At 64.5% G+C, this 18165-nt stretch carries 23 protein-coding genes and 1 pseudogene; 12 read left to right on the forward strand and 12 right to left on the reverse strand.

Going from position 1 to position 18165, the window contains the following annotated elements; translation table 11 throughout:
- Window positions 1-78 precede the first annotated feature (78 nt).
- Window positions 79-234, reverse strand: coding sequence for a hypothetical protein (locus DKM19_RS17910; RefSeq protein ID WP_239514308.1), 156 nt, complete (start codon window positions 232-234; stop codon window positions 79-81).
- Between the two features lie 213 nt (window positions 235-447).
- On the reverse strand, window positions 448-639 hold the full coding sequence (locus DKM19_RS17915; protein WP_162641560.1) for a hypothetical protein: 192 nt from the start codon (window positions 637-639) through the stop codon (window positions 448-450).
- Between the two features lie 375 nt (window positions 640-1014).
- Between DKM19_RS17915 and DKM19_RS17925 the strand changes: the two genes are divergently transcribed.
- Window positions 1015-1383, forward strand: coding sequence for a hypothetical protein (locus tag DKM19_RS17925; RefSeq protein ID WP_162641561.1), 369 nt, complete (start codon window positions 1015-1017; stop codon window positions 1381-1383).
- 44 nt (window positions 1384-1427) lie between these two features.
- On the opposite strand, the gene DKM19_RS17930 is transcribed toward DKM19_RS17925, so the two are convergent.
- The gene (locus DKM19_RS17930) at window positions 1428-2144 is read right to left on the reverse strand and encodes a hypothetical protein (RefSeq protein ID WP_162641562.1); all 717 of its coding nucleotides are present in this window, start codon (window positions 2142-2144) and stop codon (window positions 1428-1430) included.
- A gap of 249 nt (window positions 2145-2393) precedes the next feature.
- On the opposite strand from DKM19_RS17930, the gene DKM19_RS17935 reads away from it, so the two are divergent.
- Window positions 2394-2951: a DUF6461 domain-containing protein gene (locus DKM19_RS17935; protein WP_110696685.1), complete on the forward strand. Its 558-nt coding sequence runs from the start codon at window positions 2394-2396 to the stop codon at window positions 2949-2951.
- Between the two features lie 238 nt (window positions 2952-3189).
- Here the strand turns inward: DKM19_RS17935 and DKM19_RS17940 are convergent, their stop codons facing one another.
- The 5 genes from DKM19_RS17940 to DKM19_RS49520 all read right to left on the reverse strand — a co-directional run bounded on the left by DKM19_RS17940 (window position 3190) and on the right by DKM19_RS49520 (window position 7746).
- Window positions 3190-3771, reverse strand: coding sequence for a DUF6461 domain-containing protein (locus DKM19_RS17940; RefSeq protein WP_110696686.1), 582 nt, complete (start codon window positions 3769-3771; stop codon window positions 3190-3192).
- Window positions 3772-3966: 195 nt separating this feature from the next.
- Window positions 3967-4605 (reverse strand): SMI1/KNR4 family protein, encoded by a 639-nt coding sequence (locus DKM19_RS17945; protein ID WP_110696687.1) that lies wholly within the window; start codon window positions 4603-4605, stop codon window positions 3967-3969.
- Between the two features lie 248 nt (window positions 4606-4853).
- A complete protein-coding gene (locus DKM19_RS17950; RefSeq protein ID WP_162641563.1) occupies window positions 4854-5498 on the reverse strand; it encodes a DUF6461 domain-containing protein in 645 nt (214 codons plus the stop codon).
- Between the two features lie 1186 nt (window positions 5499-6684).
- Window positions 6685-6981 carry a hypothetical protein gene (locus tag DKM19_RS17960; protein ID WP_110696690.1) on the reverse strand — a complete coding sequence of 99 codons (297 nt, stop codon included), beginning with the start codon at window positions 6979-6981 and terminating at the stop codon, window positions 6685-6687.
- Window positions 6982-7194: 213 nt separating this feature from the next.
- Window positions 7195-7746 (reverse strand): hypothetical protein, encoded by a 552-nt coding sequence (locus tag DKM19_RS49520; RefSeq protein WP_162641564.1) that lies wholly within the window; start codon window positions 7744-7746, stop codon window positions 7195-7197.
- A 519-nt stretch (window positions 7747-8265) separates the two neighbouring features.
- Between DKM19_RS49520 and DKM19_RS17965 the strand changes: the two genes are divergently transcribed.
- Window positions 8266-8631 carry an Mth938-like domain-containing protein gene (locus tag DKM19_RS17965; RefSeq protein WP_110705784.1) on the forward strand — a complete coding sequence of 122 codons (366 nt, stop codon included), beginning with the start codon at window positions 8266-8268 and terminating at the stop codon, window positions 8629-8631.
- A gap of 89 nt (window positions 8632-8720) precedes the next feature.
- On the opposite strand, the gene DKM19_RS51745 is transcribed toward DKM19_RS17965, so the two are convergent.
- Window positions 8721-9062, reverse strand: a complete 342-nt coding sequence (locus tag DKM19_RS51745; protein ID WP_369989202.1) for a DUF6461 domain-containing protein — start codon at window positions 9060-9062, stop codon at window positions 8721-8723.
- Between the two features lie 419 nt (window positions 9063-9481).
- On the opposite strand from DKM19_RS51745, the gene DKM19_RS17975 reads away from it, so the two are divergent.
- Window positions 9482-10003 (forward strand): GyrI-like domain-containing protein, encoded by a 522-nt coding sequence (locus DKM19_RS17975; RefSeq protein WP_162641565.1) that lies wholly within the window; start codon window positions 9482-9484, stop codon window positions 10001-10003.
- 208 nt (window positions 10004-10211) lie between these two features.
- The gene (locus DKM19_RS17980) at window positions 10212-10709 is read left to right on the forward strand and encodes a hypothetical protein (protein WP_204358843.1); all 498 of its coding nucleotides are present in this window, start codon (window positions 10212-10214) and stop codon (window positions 10707-10709) included.
- A gap of 65 nt (window positions 10710-10774) precedes the next feature.
- Here DKM19_RS17980 and DKM19_RS17985 read toward each other — a convergent pair whose 3' ends face one another.
- On the reverse strand, window positions 10775-11536 hold the full coding sequence (locus tag DKM19_RS17985) for a thioesterase II family protein (protein WP_110705785.1): 762 nt from the start codon (window positions 11534-11536) through the stop codon (window positions 10775-10777).
- Window positions 11537-11671: 135 nt separating this feature from the next.
- On the opposite strand from DKM19_RS17985, the gene DKM19_RS52955 reads away from it, so the two are divergent.
- Window positions 11672-11923 (forward strand): acyl carrier protein, encoded by a 252-nt coding sequence (locus tag DKM19_RS52955; protein ID WP_369990549.1) that lies wholly within the window; start codon window positions 11672-11674, stop codon window positions 11921-11923.
- Window positions 11820-12488, forward strand: coding sequence for a hypothetical protein (locus tag DKM19_RS17995; protein WP_162641145.1), 669 nt, complete (start codon window positions 11820-11822; stop codon window positions 12486-12488). Before DKM19_RS52955 ends, DKM19_RS17995 begins: the two co-directional genes overlap by 104 nt.
- On the opposite strand, the gene DKM19_RS18000 is transcribed toward DKM19_RS17995, so the two are convergent.
- Complete coding sequence (locus tag DKM19_RS18000; RefSeq protein ID WP_110696696.1) at window positions 12485-13150, reverse strand: DUF4097 family beta strand repeat-containing protein; 666 nt, start codon at window positions 13148-13150, stop codon at window positions 12485-12487. The genes DKM19_RS17995 and DKM19_RS18000 overlap by 4 nt on opposite strands.
- 221 nt (window positions 13151-13371) lie before the next feature.
- Here DKM19_RS18000 and DKM19_RS18005 point away from each other — a divergent pair.
- The 3 genes and pseudogenes from DKM19_RS18005 to DKM19_RS18020 all read left to right on the forward strand — a co-directional run.
- Window positions 13372-13542, forward strand: a pseudogene (locus DKM19_RS18005) (helix-turn-helix domain-containing protein); the annotation flags it as partial.
- An 814-nt stretch (window positions 13543-14356) separates the two neighbouring features.
- Entirely contained in the window at window positions 14357-14659 is a 303-nt protein-coding gene (locus DKM19_RS18015) for a hypothetical protein (protein WP_110696697.1), read from the forward strand.
- Between the two features lie 129 nt (window positions 14660-14788).
- Window positions 14789-15328 carry a DUF1697 domain-containing protein gene (locus DKM19_RS18020; RefSeq protein ID WP_110696698.1) on the forward strand — a complete coding sequence of 180 codons (540 nt, stop codon included), beginning with the start codon at window positions 14789-14791 and terminating at the stop codon, window positions 15326-15328.
- 121 nt (window positions 15329-15449) lie between these two features.
- Here the strand turns inward: DKM19_RS18020 and lgt are convergent, their stop codons facing one another.
- Window positions 15450-16280 (reverse strand): prolipoprotein diacylglyceryl transferase, encoded by an 831-nt coding sequence (lgt, locus tag DKM19_RS18025; RefSeq protein ID WP_110696699.1) that lies wholly within the window; start codon window positions 16278-16280, stop codon window positions 15450-15452.
- A gap of 94 nt (window positions 16281-16374) precedes the next feature.
- Between lgt and DKM19_RS18030 the strand changes: the two genes are divergently transcribed.
- Window positions 16375-17532 carry a sensor histidine kinase gene (locus DKM19_RS18030; protein WP_162641567.1) on the forward strand — a complete coding sequence of 386 codons (1158 nt, stop codon included), beginning with the start codon at window positions 16375-16377 and terminating at the stop codon, window positions 17530-17532.
- On the forward strand, window positions 17529-18161 hold the full coding sequence (locus DKM19_RS18035; protein ID WP_110696701.1) for a response regulator transcription factor: 633 nt from the start codon (window positions 17529-17531) through the stop codon (window positions 18159-18161). Before DKM19_RS18030 ends, DKM19_RS18035 begins: the two co-directional genes overlap by 4 nt.
- Window positions 18162-18165: the final 4 nt, after the last annotated feature.

Consider the following 18165-nt stretch of genomic DNA (forward strand, 5'->3'; position numbering starts at 1 on the left):
CCGCCCGCGCCCGGCACTCCGCCCGCGCCCGGCGGTCCACCGGCGGGCGTCAGGGCGGGCGCGGGGCGGCGGGTGCCGTCAGGGCCAGGAGGAGTCCTGCTCGGGGTCGCCACCGTCGGACAGCAGCCGGACGTCCGCCTCGACCATCATGGCGACGAGCTCCTCGAACCCCACCGTCGACTCCCAGCCGAGTTGCACCCTCGACTTCTTCGGGTCGGCGCACAGCAGGTCCACCTCCGCCGAGCTCGGCCAGACGGGTCAGGGTGTGGTTGGACGGTGGAATCGAGGCACGGTAAGACAGCAACGAGGCTCCCGGTTGGGGCATCGGATCTTGGTCGACTGCTGTCTTATCGGGAGCCTCCTCTCAGTCGCCACCGTTCTGCGTCAACCCACCGCGACCAGGGCCGTCAGGTTGGAAAGAGCTCACTGAGTTCCGTCTGGCGAGGCTTAACGGCAGATGACCTGCACTCCGGCCTCGATCAGCTCGGTGACCTCGTCGACATCGATCTGCGCGTGCTTATCGGAGAACAACCGCATGGTGTACTCCTGCAGGGTGTAGGGCGAGTCCCCCATCCCGTTGATGATTTTGTCGCAGACCGCACGGCCGCGCCGGACCGCCCTCTCCTCATCGACCACCAAGCCCGGATCCATTGCCTTCAGTGCGGCCAGATAGCCGACCTAAGAGACGGCGTACATCTTCGGCAGTGGCACCCGGGCGGCTCCTGTGCGGGTCGGCCACACGATCGCCGTATCCGACGGGACGACCACCGGGGGAGGCTCCGAACCTATTACCAGCTCGTTGTATTCCATAGTGACGCGGCCCGTAGTGAAACTACCGAGAGCGAGGACCACCGCACCGAATATGACAATCCCGGCCGCCATCGCCAGCACCGCAACCAGGACCAGACGCCTGGTAGGGGAGCGTCGTGGCGGGTTCGTGGGCGGCTGTGGAGGCAGGGAACGCATGATCGGTAATCGTATGGCGGCCGCAGGCGTTTCCGGGTCGGGGTAGCCGTGATCGGGTTGTCCCTGTGCAATGACGAGGCCGAGGTCATCGCTCCCCGAGTTCGCAGAGCCCTCACCTCCGGCAAGCGGGAGCTTCGCTGCCAGGGGTTGACCGCCGTGTCACACATGGTCCGCCGTACCGGTGAGATCGATGACGTGACGCTGGAAACCCTCCGGCCGCTTCTACGCGACCCCGACCCCACGGTTCGCGAACATGCGGGCAGCATCGTCGCCGATGTGTGGATCTTCGTCCCGCATCCCCGTCTACCGGGTTGGCTGAGCAGGCGACAGGGGCTACAGAGCGTCAAATGGTGGTTCGTGATGCGATGGACGGGCGTCAGCATGAGGTGGACGGACATCGGCCGGCGCTTCCGCTGAACCTGTAAAGGTAGGGGAAACGCGCGGGGCCATACATAGGCTGCTTACGTGGAGGAGGGTGTGGTTCGCACAGGGATCAGCCGGGCAGCTCGTTTCGCCGGGGAAGGCTGCAGCTTCATCACGAGTCGGTAGAGCCCTCGCAGCTGAGGGGGGTTTTCCTGCTGGTACTCCAGGGCGCGACGGACCATCTCCCTTCCACAGGCCTCGGTAACCCAGCGATCCAGCGTATATACCTGCGCTCTCATCGTGATCGGTATGACGATCACGATGAGAAGTGTCAGAGACACCGCCCCCGCTAGAACGGGTGAGCCAACCAGAAAGAACAGCAGAATCGCCATCAGGCCGGCCGCAGCGCCAATGCCGTACTTAATCCGAGCCGGTACACCCTCCTTGCGAAGGCGTCTGTGGTCAGACGCCGCGACGGCCCACGCGAGATCCGCGTCCTGCGCATGCTCCGGCAGGGTGTCGAAGGTGGCTCCGATGACGATCAGCGAGTCCTTGCCGCGTCTCTTCAGCGTGCAGTCCGTTCCTTGGGGCGGTTCACCGTAGGCCACGTCAGGTGGGCTAACACCAAGTCGCCGGGACAACTCCTCAACACGGGGGCGCACCTTATCGATATCCATTCGGCTATCTTCGTGGGCAAAGATCACGTTGTAGTCGCAATCGACGCGATGAGAACACCGAGGAGTAGGGCTCGGCCGTGTCGGCACCTCGGCTGTTTTCCAGAGCTTGCCGTGCTCCAGAAGGCCAACTGCGTTCATTTCGAATACCTCCGGCCGCACATATGCAAGAAGGCCCCTGAACAGGCATTACGCCATCAGGGGCCTTTTTCGTTGTGGTGCGGCCCGTCATTGGCTGGGATAGGGGCCTGCTCATCCCGTCCGCCATCGACCTGGAGTAAGCCGAGCAGGCCACGAGCCGGGGCGGATGTATGGAGTTGACCTTGCCTTCGTAGCTGTCGGACCCGCCTGCGATGATCCCTGCGGTTATCGAATTACGGGAGGTACGCGGTGAGCGATGCAACGGCGGCGGATTACGCCTGGCTCTGCGACGCATGGACCGATGGTGTCGGCACCACGGTTCTTTACATCACCTTCGTACGGGACCTGCCCCCCGAAGATGCCCTGAGACGGATCAAGGTCACTCCGGGCATCTCTGGAGAGTCCGGCGTCGCGGCCTACGCAGCCGAGGGCGGAACCGTCCTGGCCGAGAGCGGATGGGCGACCAGGTACAGCAGCAACATGGCCGAGCCACTGTCTTTGGGGACGGCCGTGGCCACCGTGTTCGCCGATCTCAACGGCGCGGACTTCACTTACAAGGTCAACGATCAGCTGATCACCACGTTCAGCCTGTACAGCTACCGCTTTAGGGAGGGTAAGGATCCCGATCGGCTCCTTGCCGATGTCCGTGACCTGGGCCTGTACCCCGACGACGACGGATTCAGCGAAGATCCCATCCCCAGCGCTCTGGCTCTCGCCTCCCGAGCCACTGGCGTACACCTCTCCCGCGCCCGCTACGCCAGGCCCACCTTGACCGGCTCAACCGATCATCTGCACACCACTTGGTGAGCCCAGCGAACCACCAGAAATCACCGATCGGACCTGCCAGTTGCAATCTCCGTTGCCGTTCCAAGCCGTTCAGGATGGACCATCTGAATTGCATTGAACTATTCGGAACGGCTCATGGCCGATCTTTTAATCCGCGGTTTTTAAGTTCGAGCCGTGTTGCAGCGCGGGCAGATTCCGGGCAGCGGAATGTGGTGCCAGCCTCTCCAGGCCGGCCGTCGGACGTGGCATCGTGGACGGATCAGCCAACGATGCCACTCATGAGCGGTCCTTTGACGATCTCCGGGGTCAGCACCACGCCGGTCAACCGGGCTGCGAGGAGAAGCGCTCCGGACGCGGACGACGGTGCCTCAGCACCGGTTCCGGGTACGTCGTCGGGATCAAGGCCCGCCTGCCTCATCAGGTCGTTGAGCCGATCGGGATCACTCCCGTACCGCCATTGGGGAATCTTGGGATTGAAGTGCGTGACCAACTCCCCGTTCACCGCGTAGACGAAGTCGTCGGAGGCGTAGTCGTGCCGCAGCACCACCACGGCCACGGTCCCGGCCGAGAGGGCCTGTGCCTTGTCGGCTTCCGTGCACGTCCACCCGCTCTCCTCGATGAGCACCGTCCAGTCGCCCACTCGCCCCGCGAGCACCGTCTCAGGAAAGAGGCCATCGTCTATCAACTCGTCATAGGTGAGTGGCCGGATGCTCTCCCGGTCGGCACCCAGCCGGCGAAGCGCCTGCACCTCGCCGACTTCACGCACGAAGGTCAGACACCACAGATCGCCCAGCTCGTCGTCTTCGGCCAGCCAGGCAACATCGGCGTGGGTGAACGCCATCCGCGACACCTCATCTGTTGATCGTCGTGCCATTAGCGTGCCATTAAGGGGGGTGACGAGGGGGCAACCACGGTCACTCACGACCGGCCCGAAGCTCAGTTCAGCCGTCCAGCAAGGCCGTGATCCATACGATTCCCAAGCTGACAGCGCGGGTTCGATTCCCGTCACCGCTCCATCTTCCTTAAGGACAAGCGGTCAGCCAAGACCTACTGGCGCCGGAACGAGTGGCTCACCGTTCAGCGAACGGCAGTCTTCACCCAGGTCCCACCACAGTTGCCCGTCGGAGGTCAGGTAAGGGTACATCCCGCGGATATCGCCTCCGAGGTACAGGGCCTCAGAGACGTCGCCCAGGTACGCGGTCAGGCTCGGCCACGAATCGGAGAAGTCTCCACCGCCACCATGGCCTGCCCAACCGAGCCGACCGTAATCGGGTCCCGGACGCAGATCGATGATGTGGGCGTTGCCGTCAGCACTCTCCGCCCAGGGGACCCACAGGGGATGCCACCAGGGCTCGTTCTCCCAGGGTGGCGTCACAAAACCATCATTTTCCAAGGCAGTCTCCATGCAGATCTGCCAGTGCTCCGTGATACCCGACGCGGAGAGCGGTGACGGCTCCGGCAACAAGCTGGTCCAACCGCTGAGCCCGTCATGGCACTTCAACGACTCACTCAGCTCGCCGGGGAGCCACATGCCCAGCACCTGCTCCGCAGACGCCAACGCTTCTGCGGTCACCGGAGGATTGAGCATCGCCAAAGTGGCCGGCGCATGCGCCGCCAGCCAGTCGTCAATTCGGCGCCACGACGACGACACCGAAGGCAAGGTGCCCTCACTCATGGGCTCATACTGGCCTACACCTCGGACACGGCAGAACACTCTCCGACGTACCGCTAGATCACGTGCCAGATGCGTGCCAGAACAGGCGGGGAATCACGGTCACTCACGGGGAATCACGGTCACTCGAACCACCCTGACCTGCACCCCCGTTTTCCCAGCTCAGGAAAGCAAGGTCAGTAGATGATTCCCAAGCTGACAGCACGGGTTCGATCCCGTCATCAGCGCTCAGCATGAAGTGCCGTACAAGCTCATCCTGTTCGGTCGCGCCATGGTGCGACTGGGTCACTGGGCATGCGCGTGGTAATCCGGGCTCCTAGCATCGGCCAGGTGAAATCGGCCTCGCTCACCAGAAAGCCACTGATCCGGCTGGCCAGGGCGAGAGAAGCCGCGATGTCATCCTTGATGAACTCGTCTTCGAACGTATGGTCGGGATCCAGCCCGAGATCGGCCATGTCGAGGGTGACACGGTCAGGGTCGGTTCCCCAGCGCTCCTGCGGGAACGTCGGGTCGAATCCGGTGATGACCTGACCGTCAACGGCATAGGAGAAACGGTCGTGCGCGTAATCGTGTCGGCAGACCGCGATGACCTCACCGCCGTCGCGGGACAACTCCCGCTGAACCTCCTGGCGGACGCCTTCCCAGCCGGAGTCCTCGTAAGCCACGGTCCAGCCGGCCAACTGCTTCACCCCGACGATGTCGCTCCAACCTTCGGTCTCTTGCCAGCGCGCCATGACCTCATCATGGGAGAACTCTCTAATGTCCAGAGAGTGACGGCTGAAGCGTTCGAGCGTCTGGTGGCCGCTGAGTCCCTTCACAAACGTGATCGTGTAGATCTCGCTGAGCGGGCCGAGCCCGTTCTGCCAGAAATAATCTGATGGCATGAACTTCCGCATCGCAGGCTCCTCGTAGGACGACTCAGAGATCATGCCAGCTGATGGCGACATTCTGGGGGCTCCAGCGTTGTGGGAGGGCCGGAGCGCCGCCGGGCCATTAGAGATCATCGATCAGGCCTGCCAGTTGCAATCTCCGTTGCAGTTCCAAGCCGTTCCAGGCGGTTCAGGATGGACCGCTTATGCGCTCCGAACTGCATTGAACTATCCGGAACAGCCCAAGGACGATCTTTTAATCCGTAGATTCAGGGTTCATTCCTCACCCTGGCTCACCAAGGAACGTGCCAGGATCGATCCACCGATGCCAACCGAACTGCCGCAGCCGACAGCAGCGTAAGCCGGCACCCTGCATACACGCTAAAGACAGGTTGACTCGGCGAGCGTCGCTGCTTTGCCTTCCTCGAAGTCAGCTACCGCTTGGGGAGCTCGGTCGAAGTAGTCGTTCCAGAAGCCGACACGGTGCCAACTTGAAGGCGCCGCGCGAAGCATGCCGTCTTCAAGTGTCATCGTCCAGCACGTGGGAATCCGCGGATCTACGGTCTCGAACATTGAGGGATCCCAGAGAGTGCCAGGACTCTCGTCGTCATCACCGATGATACGAACGTAGTAAACCTCCGCGTCCGAGTACACCTCCAGGACGACGTACTGGCCGCCCACATGCACACCCGGATAGGCATCTATGGGTTCGCCGTCTGGGCCGGTGATTTGGACGCAGCGTACGATCACCGGCCGATGGTATCGGCGCTCCTTCCACCGCCGCCATGCATTACTGACGGCGGGGGTGAAGCAGTACGCCTCCGCCAGGTCGGGAAACGGTCGCGGGTGAACCAGGTGTAGTCGGCAGCGGTCGCGGTCATGCGGTCATACCTCCGGGAGCGACCGGCACAATGATCACGTCTGTGCACTCATGGGAGCCAACCTGGGAGCCAACGGGTCGTATGGTCTCGGGCCGAACTGGACTGATATGAACAGGCGGATCGTGTGCGATCTGCGCGGCGAACTGGTCTGAACACTCTTGGACGTCATTTGGGGATCTACCGATCAGAAGGTCAGGCTGTGCCACTCGCATGCCAGTACGGACGGGCAACCAGGGGAAATCACGAGGACTCACGGAGAGCGCATCACCCGCTCTGACCTGGAGCGCCGCACGTCAGCGGATCGCGTACCGAAGTCTTCCAAACTGGGGTTTCTAATCCCCGATGAACCAGAGTTGGCGATGGTGTACACGCCCCAGCACGAGTTCACATAATGCCTTGAGATCTGATCGAGTGGACGAGTTCAATGGATGATCATTGGGCAGGTGGTCCAGTTCCTCGACGAGGGTGCGAACCTGCAAGCTGTTGAACATCGTGTCGTCATAAGGATCAATGTGTCCGAGCATGGGGAAAGCGCTACGGTCCAGGGCCTCGATGGTTGACGCGTAGATGCCTTGCTTACCGCGAGCGACGATGATGCCGGTGTATTCCTGTACTCGATAGCCGATCACCAGATCAGGATCTCATTGGGGTCTGAGAGCAGTGCTCGACGGCGTGATGTCCACCTTTGACGCCCTGGCCCCGGTCCGTTCCCCGTAGGGGGACGACGACAGACGGGAAGGCCTTGGGGGATGGCGCCAGCTAGAGCCAGAGAGTCACAGGCAAAGATAAAAGACTCCTAACCTGCGAAAGTCCAAGATCACAAAACTTCAAAACACTACACGTCAAGAATCTGCAGAGCCTGCGGCAGCTTCATCCCGAAGCCATAGCTTTGCTAATGTCGGCCACCATTCTGGATGCTTTGTGACTAGACGCCGCATCGCAGGAGAGTTCTCCCTTAGGTTCATCGAATGGTCTCGAAACGCCGCAGGCTTTAGAACCCCAGGAAGCATAATATTGATATCTAGTCCATAATCCAAGCAATCGGCAAATCCTCTAGACAAAGCTTCTACCTGAACACGAATTACCTCATCATCGACCACATCAACGGATTCATAGAAGTACTTTGCCAGATAGGGCTTCTCAATAAATTCTTTCTCGATATTTTGAAGGCGCTCAAGGTAGCTATAAACAGCCCCTAGCGCCCCTATTCCGTTGCTTATTTTTGTCTGCTTAACCAACTCGTGCGTTTGCCATGCACTAGTCAAAAGAGCCGAAATAACACCAATGGAACTTAGAAGCGCGGCTATCGCCGTTATGATTGACATGTTCGTTAAACGCAAGGCGACGAGAAAAAAGTTCCCCGACTCCAGGAAATCACTAACGAATATCACCACATGGCTATACCTTTGATGCTGATCAACAACCTTTGATTAAGATCAGAAAGCAGAACGGCCAATCGATTCCGGATCGCCATGGACCGTGATCATGTGTTGATCGACGCGCGAGGCGAAGACGAGTGGACGGAAGGCGACTGCTACCCGATCAGCGCCGATGTCTAGCCGAAGGTGAGTGCAATCCTGGATTGCGGCCCGCCAGCGGCTGGGCTCACCTACTTCATCGAACTGTTCGCAACGGGTTGAAGTTCAGAAATAGGTCTCACGCCGCCCGATGGTAAGGCCAGCGCTGTGATCGTCGTGCCATTAGCGTGCCATTAAGGGGGGTGACGAGGGGGCAACCACGGTCACTCACGACCGGCCCGAAGCTCAGTTCAGCCGTCCAGCAAGGCCGTGATCCATACGATTCCCAAGCTGACAGCGCGGATTCGGAGCCCCGTCGCCGTCGTTCAAGGCCTCCGTGCAGGCCAGAGCCAGGAAGGCTCGCGCAAGTGCACCTACGGGGCTAGTCTCCCGGCTATGAAGCGATCTCCACTGATCACTCACATTTCTTGGGGCCGCATGGTCGTCGAGGGGGTGGGTGAAGGAAAGGACTTCAAGCTGTACCCGGGCGGTGGCCGAGCCTGGGACTGGAACGAGACGGGTACGCGTCACACTCCAGGCATCCAGCCCGCCGACGTTACCGAGCTGCTCGACCACGGCAGCGAGGTGGTCGTCCTCTCCCGAGGGATGGACCTGGTCCTTCAGACGTGCCCGGAGACTCTGGACATGCTGAAGCAGAAGGGCATCGAGGTCTTCGTAGAAGAGACGAGGGTCGCGGTTCAGCGCTACAACGCATTGGCTGAGACGACCGCGGTGGGGGGCCTGTTCCATTCGACATGTTGACCCGCGCAAGCTACAGGCAATGATCAGGGCAGCACGAGTCGTGTGGATGTGCCCGTTCCGTGCCCGTCAGCGCGGTGAATTGAGGAGAGTCACGGTGACTCGCGGGTAGGCTTCACCCGCTCTGAGGTGCGGCGGAGCTCAACCGTCTCGCCTGCCGTACTCGAGGCACTTCCCAAACTGACAGCGCGGATGTGATGCTCGGAGCAAAGTGAGTTCGTCGCCGGGTTGCCTACCTCGATCAGCTCCTCAAGCGTCATACTGGGGAATCCCTCGGTTCGGGCACCGAGTCGCACCGCTGGTTCCTCGGATGTCAGGCCGCGGATGAGGGTGAAGCAGTATGCCTCCGCCAGGCCCGGCAAACGCTCATCGAACCAGGTGTAGTCGGCAGCAGTCGCAGTCATGCTTCCAGGGGCGGCCGACACAATGGTCATCCCCGTGCTTTCTCGGGAGCCAACGGGCCGTACGGCCCCGGATCGAGCTGAACTGATCTGAACAATCGGACCGTCGACGACCTGCACGGCGAACTGGCCTGAACGTTCCTGGACATCGTTCGGGGATTTTCGGATCAGAAGGTCAGGCCGTTGGTTCTGTACGGCTCTTCTGAGTTCTGGTCCACCAAGTGCGATTGATCTTGGAACGGGGCGTGAGCCGGCAACCAGGATTTGTCTTCGCCCATGGTCGTAGCCGGATAGGCAGGTTCCCGGCACGGGGCCTATACCCTGTTCGTTTCCAGTAACCCGATGGTGTTCCGAGCGGACATTGGGCCGGGTGTTGATCGGATAAAATCGCTGACCGCCTGCGGATCGGCCGTGCCGGCGACCGGGTAGCTGCGCGCCACATGGAGGCAGGGGTGGAAATCTTCGAGGGGCCCGCGATCGTATTCAGCCCCGAACGGCATTGTCTCGGCATCCGGACCATCACACCGTTTCGCGGCATGTTCGCAGTCCGGGACGTGCTGATGGACGAGCTCTACACGTGGCTCGGCGACCGGGACATCGACTTCGGCCACACCTTCTTCCGCCTGCATGTCATCGACATGGCCGGCCCGATGGACGTCGAGGTCGGCGTTGTCACGGAAAAGCCATTCGAAGGTGACACCCGGGTGCGCGCCGGTGTCCTGCCCGCGGGCAAATACGCCAGCCTCACATACGCCAACCACGGTCGCCGCGCGAACCGCACGCTGGTCGAATGGGTCAGAAGCAACAACCTGACGTTCGACAGCCGGGAGGAAACGGCGGGCGACTACTTTGCCTGCCGTTACGAGGCTTACCTCACCGATCCGCGGTCCGAGCGGATGAAGACCCGATGGCGCATCGAGCTCAGCATCCGCCTGGCCGACGAGGCCTCAGCTGACTCACCTGGTCGACCCTGATCCTGCCGTCCGTTGGTTGCCACTGAGCTGCATATCAGAGGGCTCGATGGTGCAGATCAGGGCCTATGGGCGGCTGTAAACGAGAGTCTCTTGTAAAACCGCCGACGGTTCATCCCTGTGTCCGTCGCGTTCCCGATGGGCGGAAAACGAGGGGAGCGGCGGGGGTCACGGGAAAGACGATCAAGTGTCTTCGCCGTACGGTGCTTGCGTGGGAAATACGTTTGGTGGCGGTGACGGTCGTCTTTACATGTCGAATGGGAGCACCGAAGTCTTTGTTGAGGTGCTGATGCTCGCGGTGTCCGCTTCCGCGAGCCGGGAGTGGGAATTTCGGTTCGCCGCATTGATCGCGGCGCAGGACCAGGACATCTTCGGCCGGGGAACCGTGGGTTTCGACCTGAAGGACCTTGACTGGGGAGACACCCCCGCCGAGCACGCCATGAACAAGGATTTCGTGCTGGGTACCGTCGACCTGGCGCTCAGTCGCCACCGCTGGGACGAACTCGGCTACGATCCGCCCTTCGCCCAGGACTACCTGCGGCGGTTTCGTCGGATGGTCGAGGCGTTCGATCTGTCTACAGCCGTTCCACGATCGCGTGGGTTCCCAGCCACCGAGGATGTAGTTGCCGTCTCTTGCGTGCGCCACCGTGTCCTTTCCCCGCTGTCTTACTACAAGGCATGTGTCTTCTGCGGGCGTGACCATGAGTAAAGCCGAACCCAGCCAGCCGGGTGTGTCTGGGCGCCTGGCCGGAAAGTCGGGGTGAGGCCGGTGGGTCAGCGTGCGGGGTGGGTGAGGATCACTCGGTCGAGGTCCTCCTGGACCGCCTGGAGAACCTCGGGACGCGGTCCCTTGAGGTAGAAGTGGTCACCGCCGAACACCCGCTGGGTGAAGCCGCCGGCCGTGGCGTTCCGCCAGGCGGCGATCTCGTCCGGGTCGACCTCGGGATCGGCGTCGCCGCACAGCGCCGACACCGGGCACGACAGCTCCGGGCCGGGCAGCGGCGTGTGCCGTTCGTTCAGCTCGAAGTCGGCCCGCAGGCCCGGCAGGAACAGCTTCAGGAGGTTGCGCCGGCCCATCACCTCCGTGGGGGTGCCGTTCAGCTTGCCCAGCTCGGCCATCAGCTGCTCGTCCGGCAGGTCGGAGAAAAGGCGGCGCCGGGTGGGCAGGTGCGGGGCCCTGCGGCCGGAGACGAAAAGAATGATCGGACCGCCGGAAGGGCCTGCGGAGAATTTCCGCGCCATTCCCCATGCGACCGCGGCGCCCATGCTGTGACCGAAGAACGCGAACGGCCGATCGACGTGTTCTCGCAATGCCTCGTACAGCGGGCCGACCAGCTGCTCCATCCGGTTGAACGGCATCTCGCGAATTCTCGACTCGCGTCCCGGCAGGAGCACCGGGCATACGTCCACCTCGGATGAGAGCAGTTTGTCCCACCCCCGGAACAACGCCGATCCACCGCCCGCGTGCGCGAAACAGAACAGCCTGACGACGGCGTCCGCCCTGTCCGCTCCCCCCACGATCCAATCGCCGGCCAAGGTCGTCCTCCTCCGCATCAGGGTGAGATCCAAGGTAACGCGATCTCCTACGTCCGCCTGCTCAGTCTTGAGCAGGCATCGGCTTTCCCCGTCATCAGCCTCGCAACGACGGACGAAAACGACGTGGGGATGGACATGGAGCTGAACGAGCGCGTGACCGAGACGGTCATCCGGCTGCCGGCCGACGTGTTGCCCGGCGGCATGGACCTGACTCCCCAGTCGTCCCTGCGGGAGCACGGGCTTGATTCGATCTCCGCGGTCCGGGTGTGGTTCGAGCTCCAGCGTGAGTTCTCCCTGGACCTTCCCGTCGAGAAGCTGGGTGTGCGCCAATCCGGCGCAGCTCGCCGCGTGTGTCATCGAGGAGCTGGACGGTGCGCCACACGGTGAGCCGCGTGAAGGCCACTCCCAGCCCGTTGTCTCCGCCGATCCCGCCGGCCGTCACGAGCCCTTTCCGCTCACGCCCATCCAGCAGGCCTACCTTCTGGGCAAGGAGAGGGACCTCGGCCCCGACGCGGTGGGCCGTCACCTGTACCGCGAGTTCGAGGTGGACGATCTCGATCCGGATCGGCTCCGGACGGCCTGGGGCCGCGTGGTGGAACACCATGACGTCCTGCGCCTGATCGTCACCGCGGACGGGCGCCAGCAGGTGCGTGAACGAGCGCCGTCATGGGACATGCCCGTCCACGACATGCCGGTATGCGACATGCCCGCCCAGGACCAGGCCGTCCACGGTCGGGCCGTTCACAATGGGCCCGCTCACGATGACCGGGCAGACGGGGTTCGAGAGCGCCTGTCGCGACGATGTTGCGAGGCGGGGGAGTGGCCGCTGTTCGCGATCGAGGTGTCACGTCCGGCCTCCGGACCGAGCACGGTCCACCTCAGCCTCGACGCGATCCTGACCCACGGCCACGGCCTGGACCTGCTACTGCGCGACTGGTGGCACGGGGATTAGAGGCTGCGGGCGGTGATGTCGCCGTGGGAGGTGGTGGCGCGGATGTCGAGCTCGACACCGCCGTTGTTCTTCAGGGCGTTGCTGATCCGGCCAAAGGAGGTACCGGCATCCAGCGCGGCCGAGACGCCCGCGGCGGCGGTGACCGAGATGTCACCGGACTGGGTGCGCAACACCACCGTGCCGCGCACCGCCTCGGTGATCCGGATGTCGCCGCGTGCGGTGCTGACCTCGGCGGAGCCGCCGAGCCGGCCGATCTCCACGTCGCCGTCGACCGCGGTCAGGCGGACGCTGGCGGCTTCGTCGATTTTGATCTGGTGGTAGGCGCCGTCGAAGGTGACCTCGCCCAGCCGGCCCACGCTGCGCAGTTCGCAGGCGGCGGTGGTGGCCTCCAGGTGGGAGCCGGTGGGCAGCTGGACGGTGATCTGGATGGATCCGGAGGGGCCGAAGAGCTGGTTTTTGGGCTGGGGGGTGTGGATCCGCAGCACGCCGTCGGTGTGGGTGACGGTGGTCTGCTCGGCGGCCTGGACGTCGCGGGTTTTGGCGGGGTTGGTGGGCAGGATCTCGACGGTGGTGTCGGGGCGGTCGGCGGCGATGAGCTGGAGGCGTCCGGCGGGGAGGTCGATGACGGTGGTGATCGGGGTGGGGGTGGCGAACTTCTGCATGATGCGCTCCTGTGCCTCGTTGTTTCTGACAATGGAAACGCTACGTTGCATTCCATTCCAAGGCAACATGTTCGTTGCGGATAATCGATATATTTGCAGGTGAAAGCGAGAAAATCGTTGCGATGCGTTGAAAGGAATGCAACAGTCGCTCTTGTGAACGTTGCAATGGATTGAAGGTGAACGCTACAGCGCGGGCGTCACCGAGCGCGAAGGAGGCCGCGATGCCGGGAGGCAGGCGCACCCGGCGGGACCGCCGGCAGATCGCCCTGGGGCCGGCCGACGGCCTTGCCTACGCGGAGATCGCCCGAGGTCTGGATCGCCCCACCTCCACGATCACGCGTGAGGTGATGCGCAACGGCGGCCCCACCGCCTACCGCGCCGACGGTTGTGATGTCCGACGTCGGCAGAGCGCGCCGGTCAAAGGAGGACGCCGTCGTCGTCGAGCGCGTCTTCGACCGGTCGACGTACTGCGCTACCTTGCGGCGGGGGCAATGTTCGGGAGAACACCCCAGCGGCACCCCATCCCTTCTAACATGAGCGCCATGGGGTGTCGGTAAGACTGAGCGTCACCATGTAGACGCGATCACGACTCCCTACGGAGCGGCTAGAGTCCTCACCATGACAAATACGCCGATCACCCGTGAAAACGACTGGGTCGCCATCGGTGAAGTGCCGGTCGCCGCTGAGAAGGCCCGTGAGACCCACCGCACCGGTAAGCCGACGTTCGCCACTCCTGCGTTGATGCCCCCCAAGAAGATGCGGTGCGATCAGTGCGGGGCTGCGTGGACTGGCCACGGCCCGGAATGCGCCTCCCCGGACACCGCCGTCGAGTAGGTCGTCATCACCCAAGAGTCGCCGCATGCAAACCCACAGCGATCCCGTCCATGCCGAGTGGGCCCGGCGGTTCGGGCTGTGGGTCTTCTCCCGAACATGTCCCCGGCCGCGAAGTAGCGCAGTGTGATTTCCATGACGCTGCGCATCTGAGGGTGCCGCTGGTCGGCCCCTCCAAGACACCGGGTCGCGTCCTTCCTGTCGGCCTCACCATCGGCGGACGCGGCCCGGTAGTGCTTGCGGCCACCGTCGCGGGCGATCTCCCGGGAGATCGTCGACGATGCCCGGCCCAACCGCCTGGACGGCGGCCGCGCATGCTCTGCCAGGCGCGTGGCATCGCGTTTTCCCTGTGCTCAGTGTTGAGCAGACCGGCCCGTGGCGCTCGTGGATGCCGACAGCAATCTCGAAGGCGAGCGTGACCGCCTGCACAAGAAGACGCTCCTGGTCGGGCCCAGTCTCACCAAGCTGTCCGAGCGACACGGCTTCGAGCTCGCCGGCCGTACGATCGCCGCGCAGGGCCGCACGATGCGCTTCGAGGACGGGAGCCAGACCGAGGCGGACGCCGTGGTGTGGGCGACGGGATTCCGGTCCGACTACAACTGGATCAAGACGCCGGTCTTCGACGACCAGGGCACACCGGTGCCGGAGCGCGGGGTGACCGGGGCATCCGGGCTTTAATTCCTCGGCCTGCAGTGTCAGTACTCCTACGGTTCCGCGTTGATCTGGTGGGTAAAGGAGGACGCGTCGTACATCGTGGACCACCTGCGCAGCGCATCCCGCCAGGACACATGGAAGGCGTGAGTGAGCATGTCGAAACAGGTCGCACTGCTTCGGGGCATCAACGTCGGCGGTCGCAACAAGGTCGGCATGGCCCCGTTGCGCGAGTTGCTGGAGGGCTTCGGATACGACGAGGTCCGTACGCACCTGCAGAGCGGCAACGTCGTGTTCAGCACCGCGGAGAAGCCGGAGCGGGCGGCGAAGAGGATCGCCGAAGGGGTGTCGGAGCAGTTCGGCGTCCAGGTGCCGGTCCTCACCCGCAGCCGAGCCGATCTGCAGAAGATCGTCAAGGCTCACCCGCTCAGCGGCATCGCGTCGGATCCGGCGCGACTGCTCGTCACCTTCCTGTCGGCGGCGCCCAAGGCGAAGCTGGTGAAGGAGGTGGACCCGGCCTCCTACACGCCGGATGTGTTCCGCTTCGAGGGCGGACGCGAGATCTACGTGTGGTGCCCGAACGGCGTGCACAAGACCAAGCTCGGCCACGCCTTCTGGGAGAAGCGTCTGGGCGTCACCGCGACGGCGCGTAACTGGCGGACCGTCGAGAGGCTCCTGGAGATGGCCGGCGAGTGAGACCCGGACCTGAAACAGTCGGAGTCGAGCCCGATCGGCGTGCCGATCCCCGACCTGCGGCTGCATCTGCCGCTTCGGGAAACGGCGCGTCGCCGTCATCGTGCCGATCGACCTCGTCCCGTCACGCAGGTCCATGGGGAAGCCCGCCGCCTGGTGGATCCGCCGGAGCGACCTTTCGCGTGGCGGTGAGGTATGTGACCGCGGCCGTGAAGACGAGCAGGGCTGTCCAGTCGTTGAGGCGCAGACCGAGGATGTGGTGGGCGGGGTCGACGCGGAGCCACTCGATCCAGGCGCGACCGGCGGCGTAGGCGGCGACGTAGAGCGCGAATACCCGGCCACGGTCGAGCCGGAACCGCCGTTCGGCCCAGATGACGAACCCGGCCACGCCCAGGTTCCACAGCGACTCGTAGAGGAAGGTCGGATGGTAGGTGGCAGTGGATTCCATGCCGGGTGGCCGATGGGCGGGGTCGATTTCCAGCGCCCAGGGCAGGGTCGTCGGCCTGCCGTACAGCTCCTGGTTGAACCAGTTGCCCCAGCGGGCGATCGCCTGCCCGAGCGCGAGCCCGGGCGCGACGGCGTCGGCGAAGTCGCGCAGCGCGATGCCGCTCCGGCGGCAGGCCGCCCACGCGCCCACCGCGCCGCCCGCGACGGCGCCCCAGATGCTGATCCCGCCCTCCCAGATCGCGAACGCGCGCAGCGGGTCGTCGCCGGGGCCGAAGTACTGCTGCCAGTCGGTGGCCACGTGGTAGAGCCGGGCCCCGACCAGGCCGAACGGCACGGCCCAGACGGCGATGTCCCCGACCGCGCCGGGATCGCCGCCGCGAGCGACCCAGCGGCGCCGGGTCACCCAGACGCCGACGAGGACGGCGAGCAGCATCAGCAGGGAGTAGGCGCGGATCGGGAGCGGGCCGAGGTGCCAGACGGCTTGGGTCGGACTGGGGATGACGGTCACGCCGTCGAGTCTGGTTCCGGTACGGCGGCGCCCGCATCGAGCGGAATGCTGATTACGCGATCAGTCGACTGGTTGATGCCGAACGGACGGGTGGTTGATTATCGTCGGCGGTGTGGAGTCCTGGGAGCGGTCGCAGCGCCGGTGGCAGCATGCCTTCTTCGCCTCATGGCTGGTGCTGACCTCGGCCGGCCCCCTGCAGGAGGCGGGCCAGGTGCTCCCGGTCGTGCTGGTGGCCGGGCTGGCCGCCTGGTACGCGGTGTGGTTCGTGCTGGGCACGCCGCCCGCGGACGGCGTGCCCGCGCCGTACATGCTCGGCGGTGGGTTGCTCTGGCTGGGGCTGTTCGCCATCGACTCCTCCTTCCTGGTGGTCGCGCTGAGCGTGCTCGTGCCGTACTGCATGGACGCCGTGCGGGTCGGGCTGGTCGCGGTGGTGTCGTGTGCCGGGGGCTGGCTGTGGCATCGTTTTCACCTGACCGGATCGATCACCTGGGCCGAGATCGCCATCGCCGCGTTGATCGCGATCAGCGCGGCCACCGCGGTCGGATACTTCGGCTCGGTGTCCCGGCAGAGCGCCGAGCGCAAGCGGCTCCTCGACCGGCTGCAGGTCGAGCAGGAGGCGCGGGCGGCGGCCGAACGGCAGGCGGGCGTGGCGGCCGAGCGGCAGCGGCTGGCCCGCGACATCCACGACAGCCTGACCCAGGGGTTCGCCAGCGTGGCGATGTTGCTGGAGGCGGCCCAGGCGACCCTGCCGGACAACAGGCACCTGACCCAGGCGCTGCGGGCGGCACGGGAGAATTTGGCCGAAAGCCGCCGGGTGGTGAGAGCGCTGCGCCCCGGCCGGCTCGACGAGTGCGGCCTACCGGAAGCCCTGCAGTGGCTGTCCGGCCGGCTGTCGGATGAGACCGGCATCCACGCGCACACCGTGATCACCGGCAAGCTCCGGCCGCTCGAAGCCCAGGTTCAGGCGGAGCTGCTGCGCGTGGCGCAGGAGGCGGTCGCCAACGTTCGCCGCCATGCCCGCGCCGGGCAGGTCACGCTGACCCTGTCGTATATGGAGGACCTGGTCGTGCTCGATGTCCACGACGACGGCGACGGTTTCGATCCCGGGCGGGCCGCCTTCGGACACGGCCTTTCGATCATGCGGGAGAGGATGGAGCAGCTCGGCGGCACGCTGCTCGTGGAAAGCGCCCCGGGCGCGGGCGCCACAGTGGCGGCCAGCCTTCCAGTGGTGGCGCTGAGCGGGGCGCGATGACCGTCCGGGTCCTGATCGCCGACGACCATCCGGTGGTCCGCGACGGCATCCGGGCGATGCTGGGCACCCAAGACGATCTGGAGGTGGTCGGCGAAGCGGTCTCCGGCGCGGACGCGGTGCGGCTGGTGCGCGACCTGCGGCCCGACGTCACCCTGATGGACCTGCAACTGCCCGAGATCGACGGCGCGACGGCGATCAGCCGGATCCGCGAACACGACCCGGGCGCCAGGGTGATCGTCTTGACCACCTACGACACCGATGGCGACATCTCACGCGCCATCGACGCGGGAGCCATCGGCTACCTGCTCAAGGACACCGGCCGTGAGCAGCTGTTCGACGCGATCCGGGCGGCGGCGCGAGGGGAGAGCGCCCTGTCGCCGGCGATCGCGACCCGAGTGTTGTCGTGGGCGCGCGCCGATGCCCCCGACGCCCTCAGCGGCCGGGAGGTCGAGGTCCTCGGCGCGGTCGCGCAGGGGATGAGCAACAAGGCGATCGCCGCCCACCTGTGCATCAGCGAGGCCACGGTCAAGACCCACCTGCTGCACATCTTCGCCAAGCTTGGCGTGGACGACCGCACCGCCGCGGTGACGGTCGCCGCTTCCCGCGGCATCATCCGGCTGGGCGGTTAGCCGC

Source organism: Streptosporangium sp. 'caverna' (assembly GCF_003203775.1).
Lineage (GTDB): Bacteria > Actinomycetota > Actinomycetes > Streptosporangiales > Streptosporangiaceae > Streptosporangium > Streptosporangium subroseum.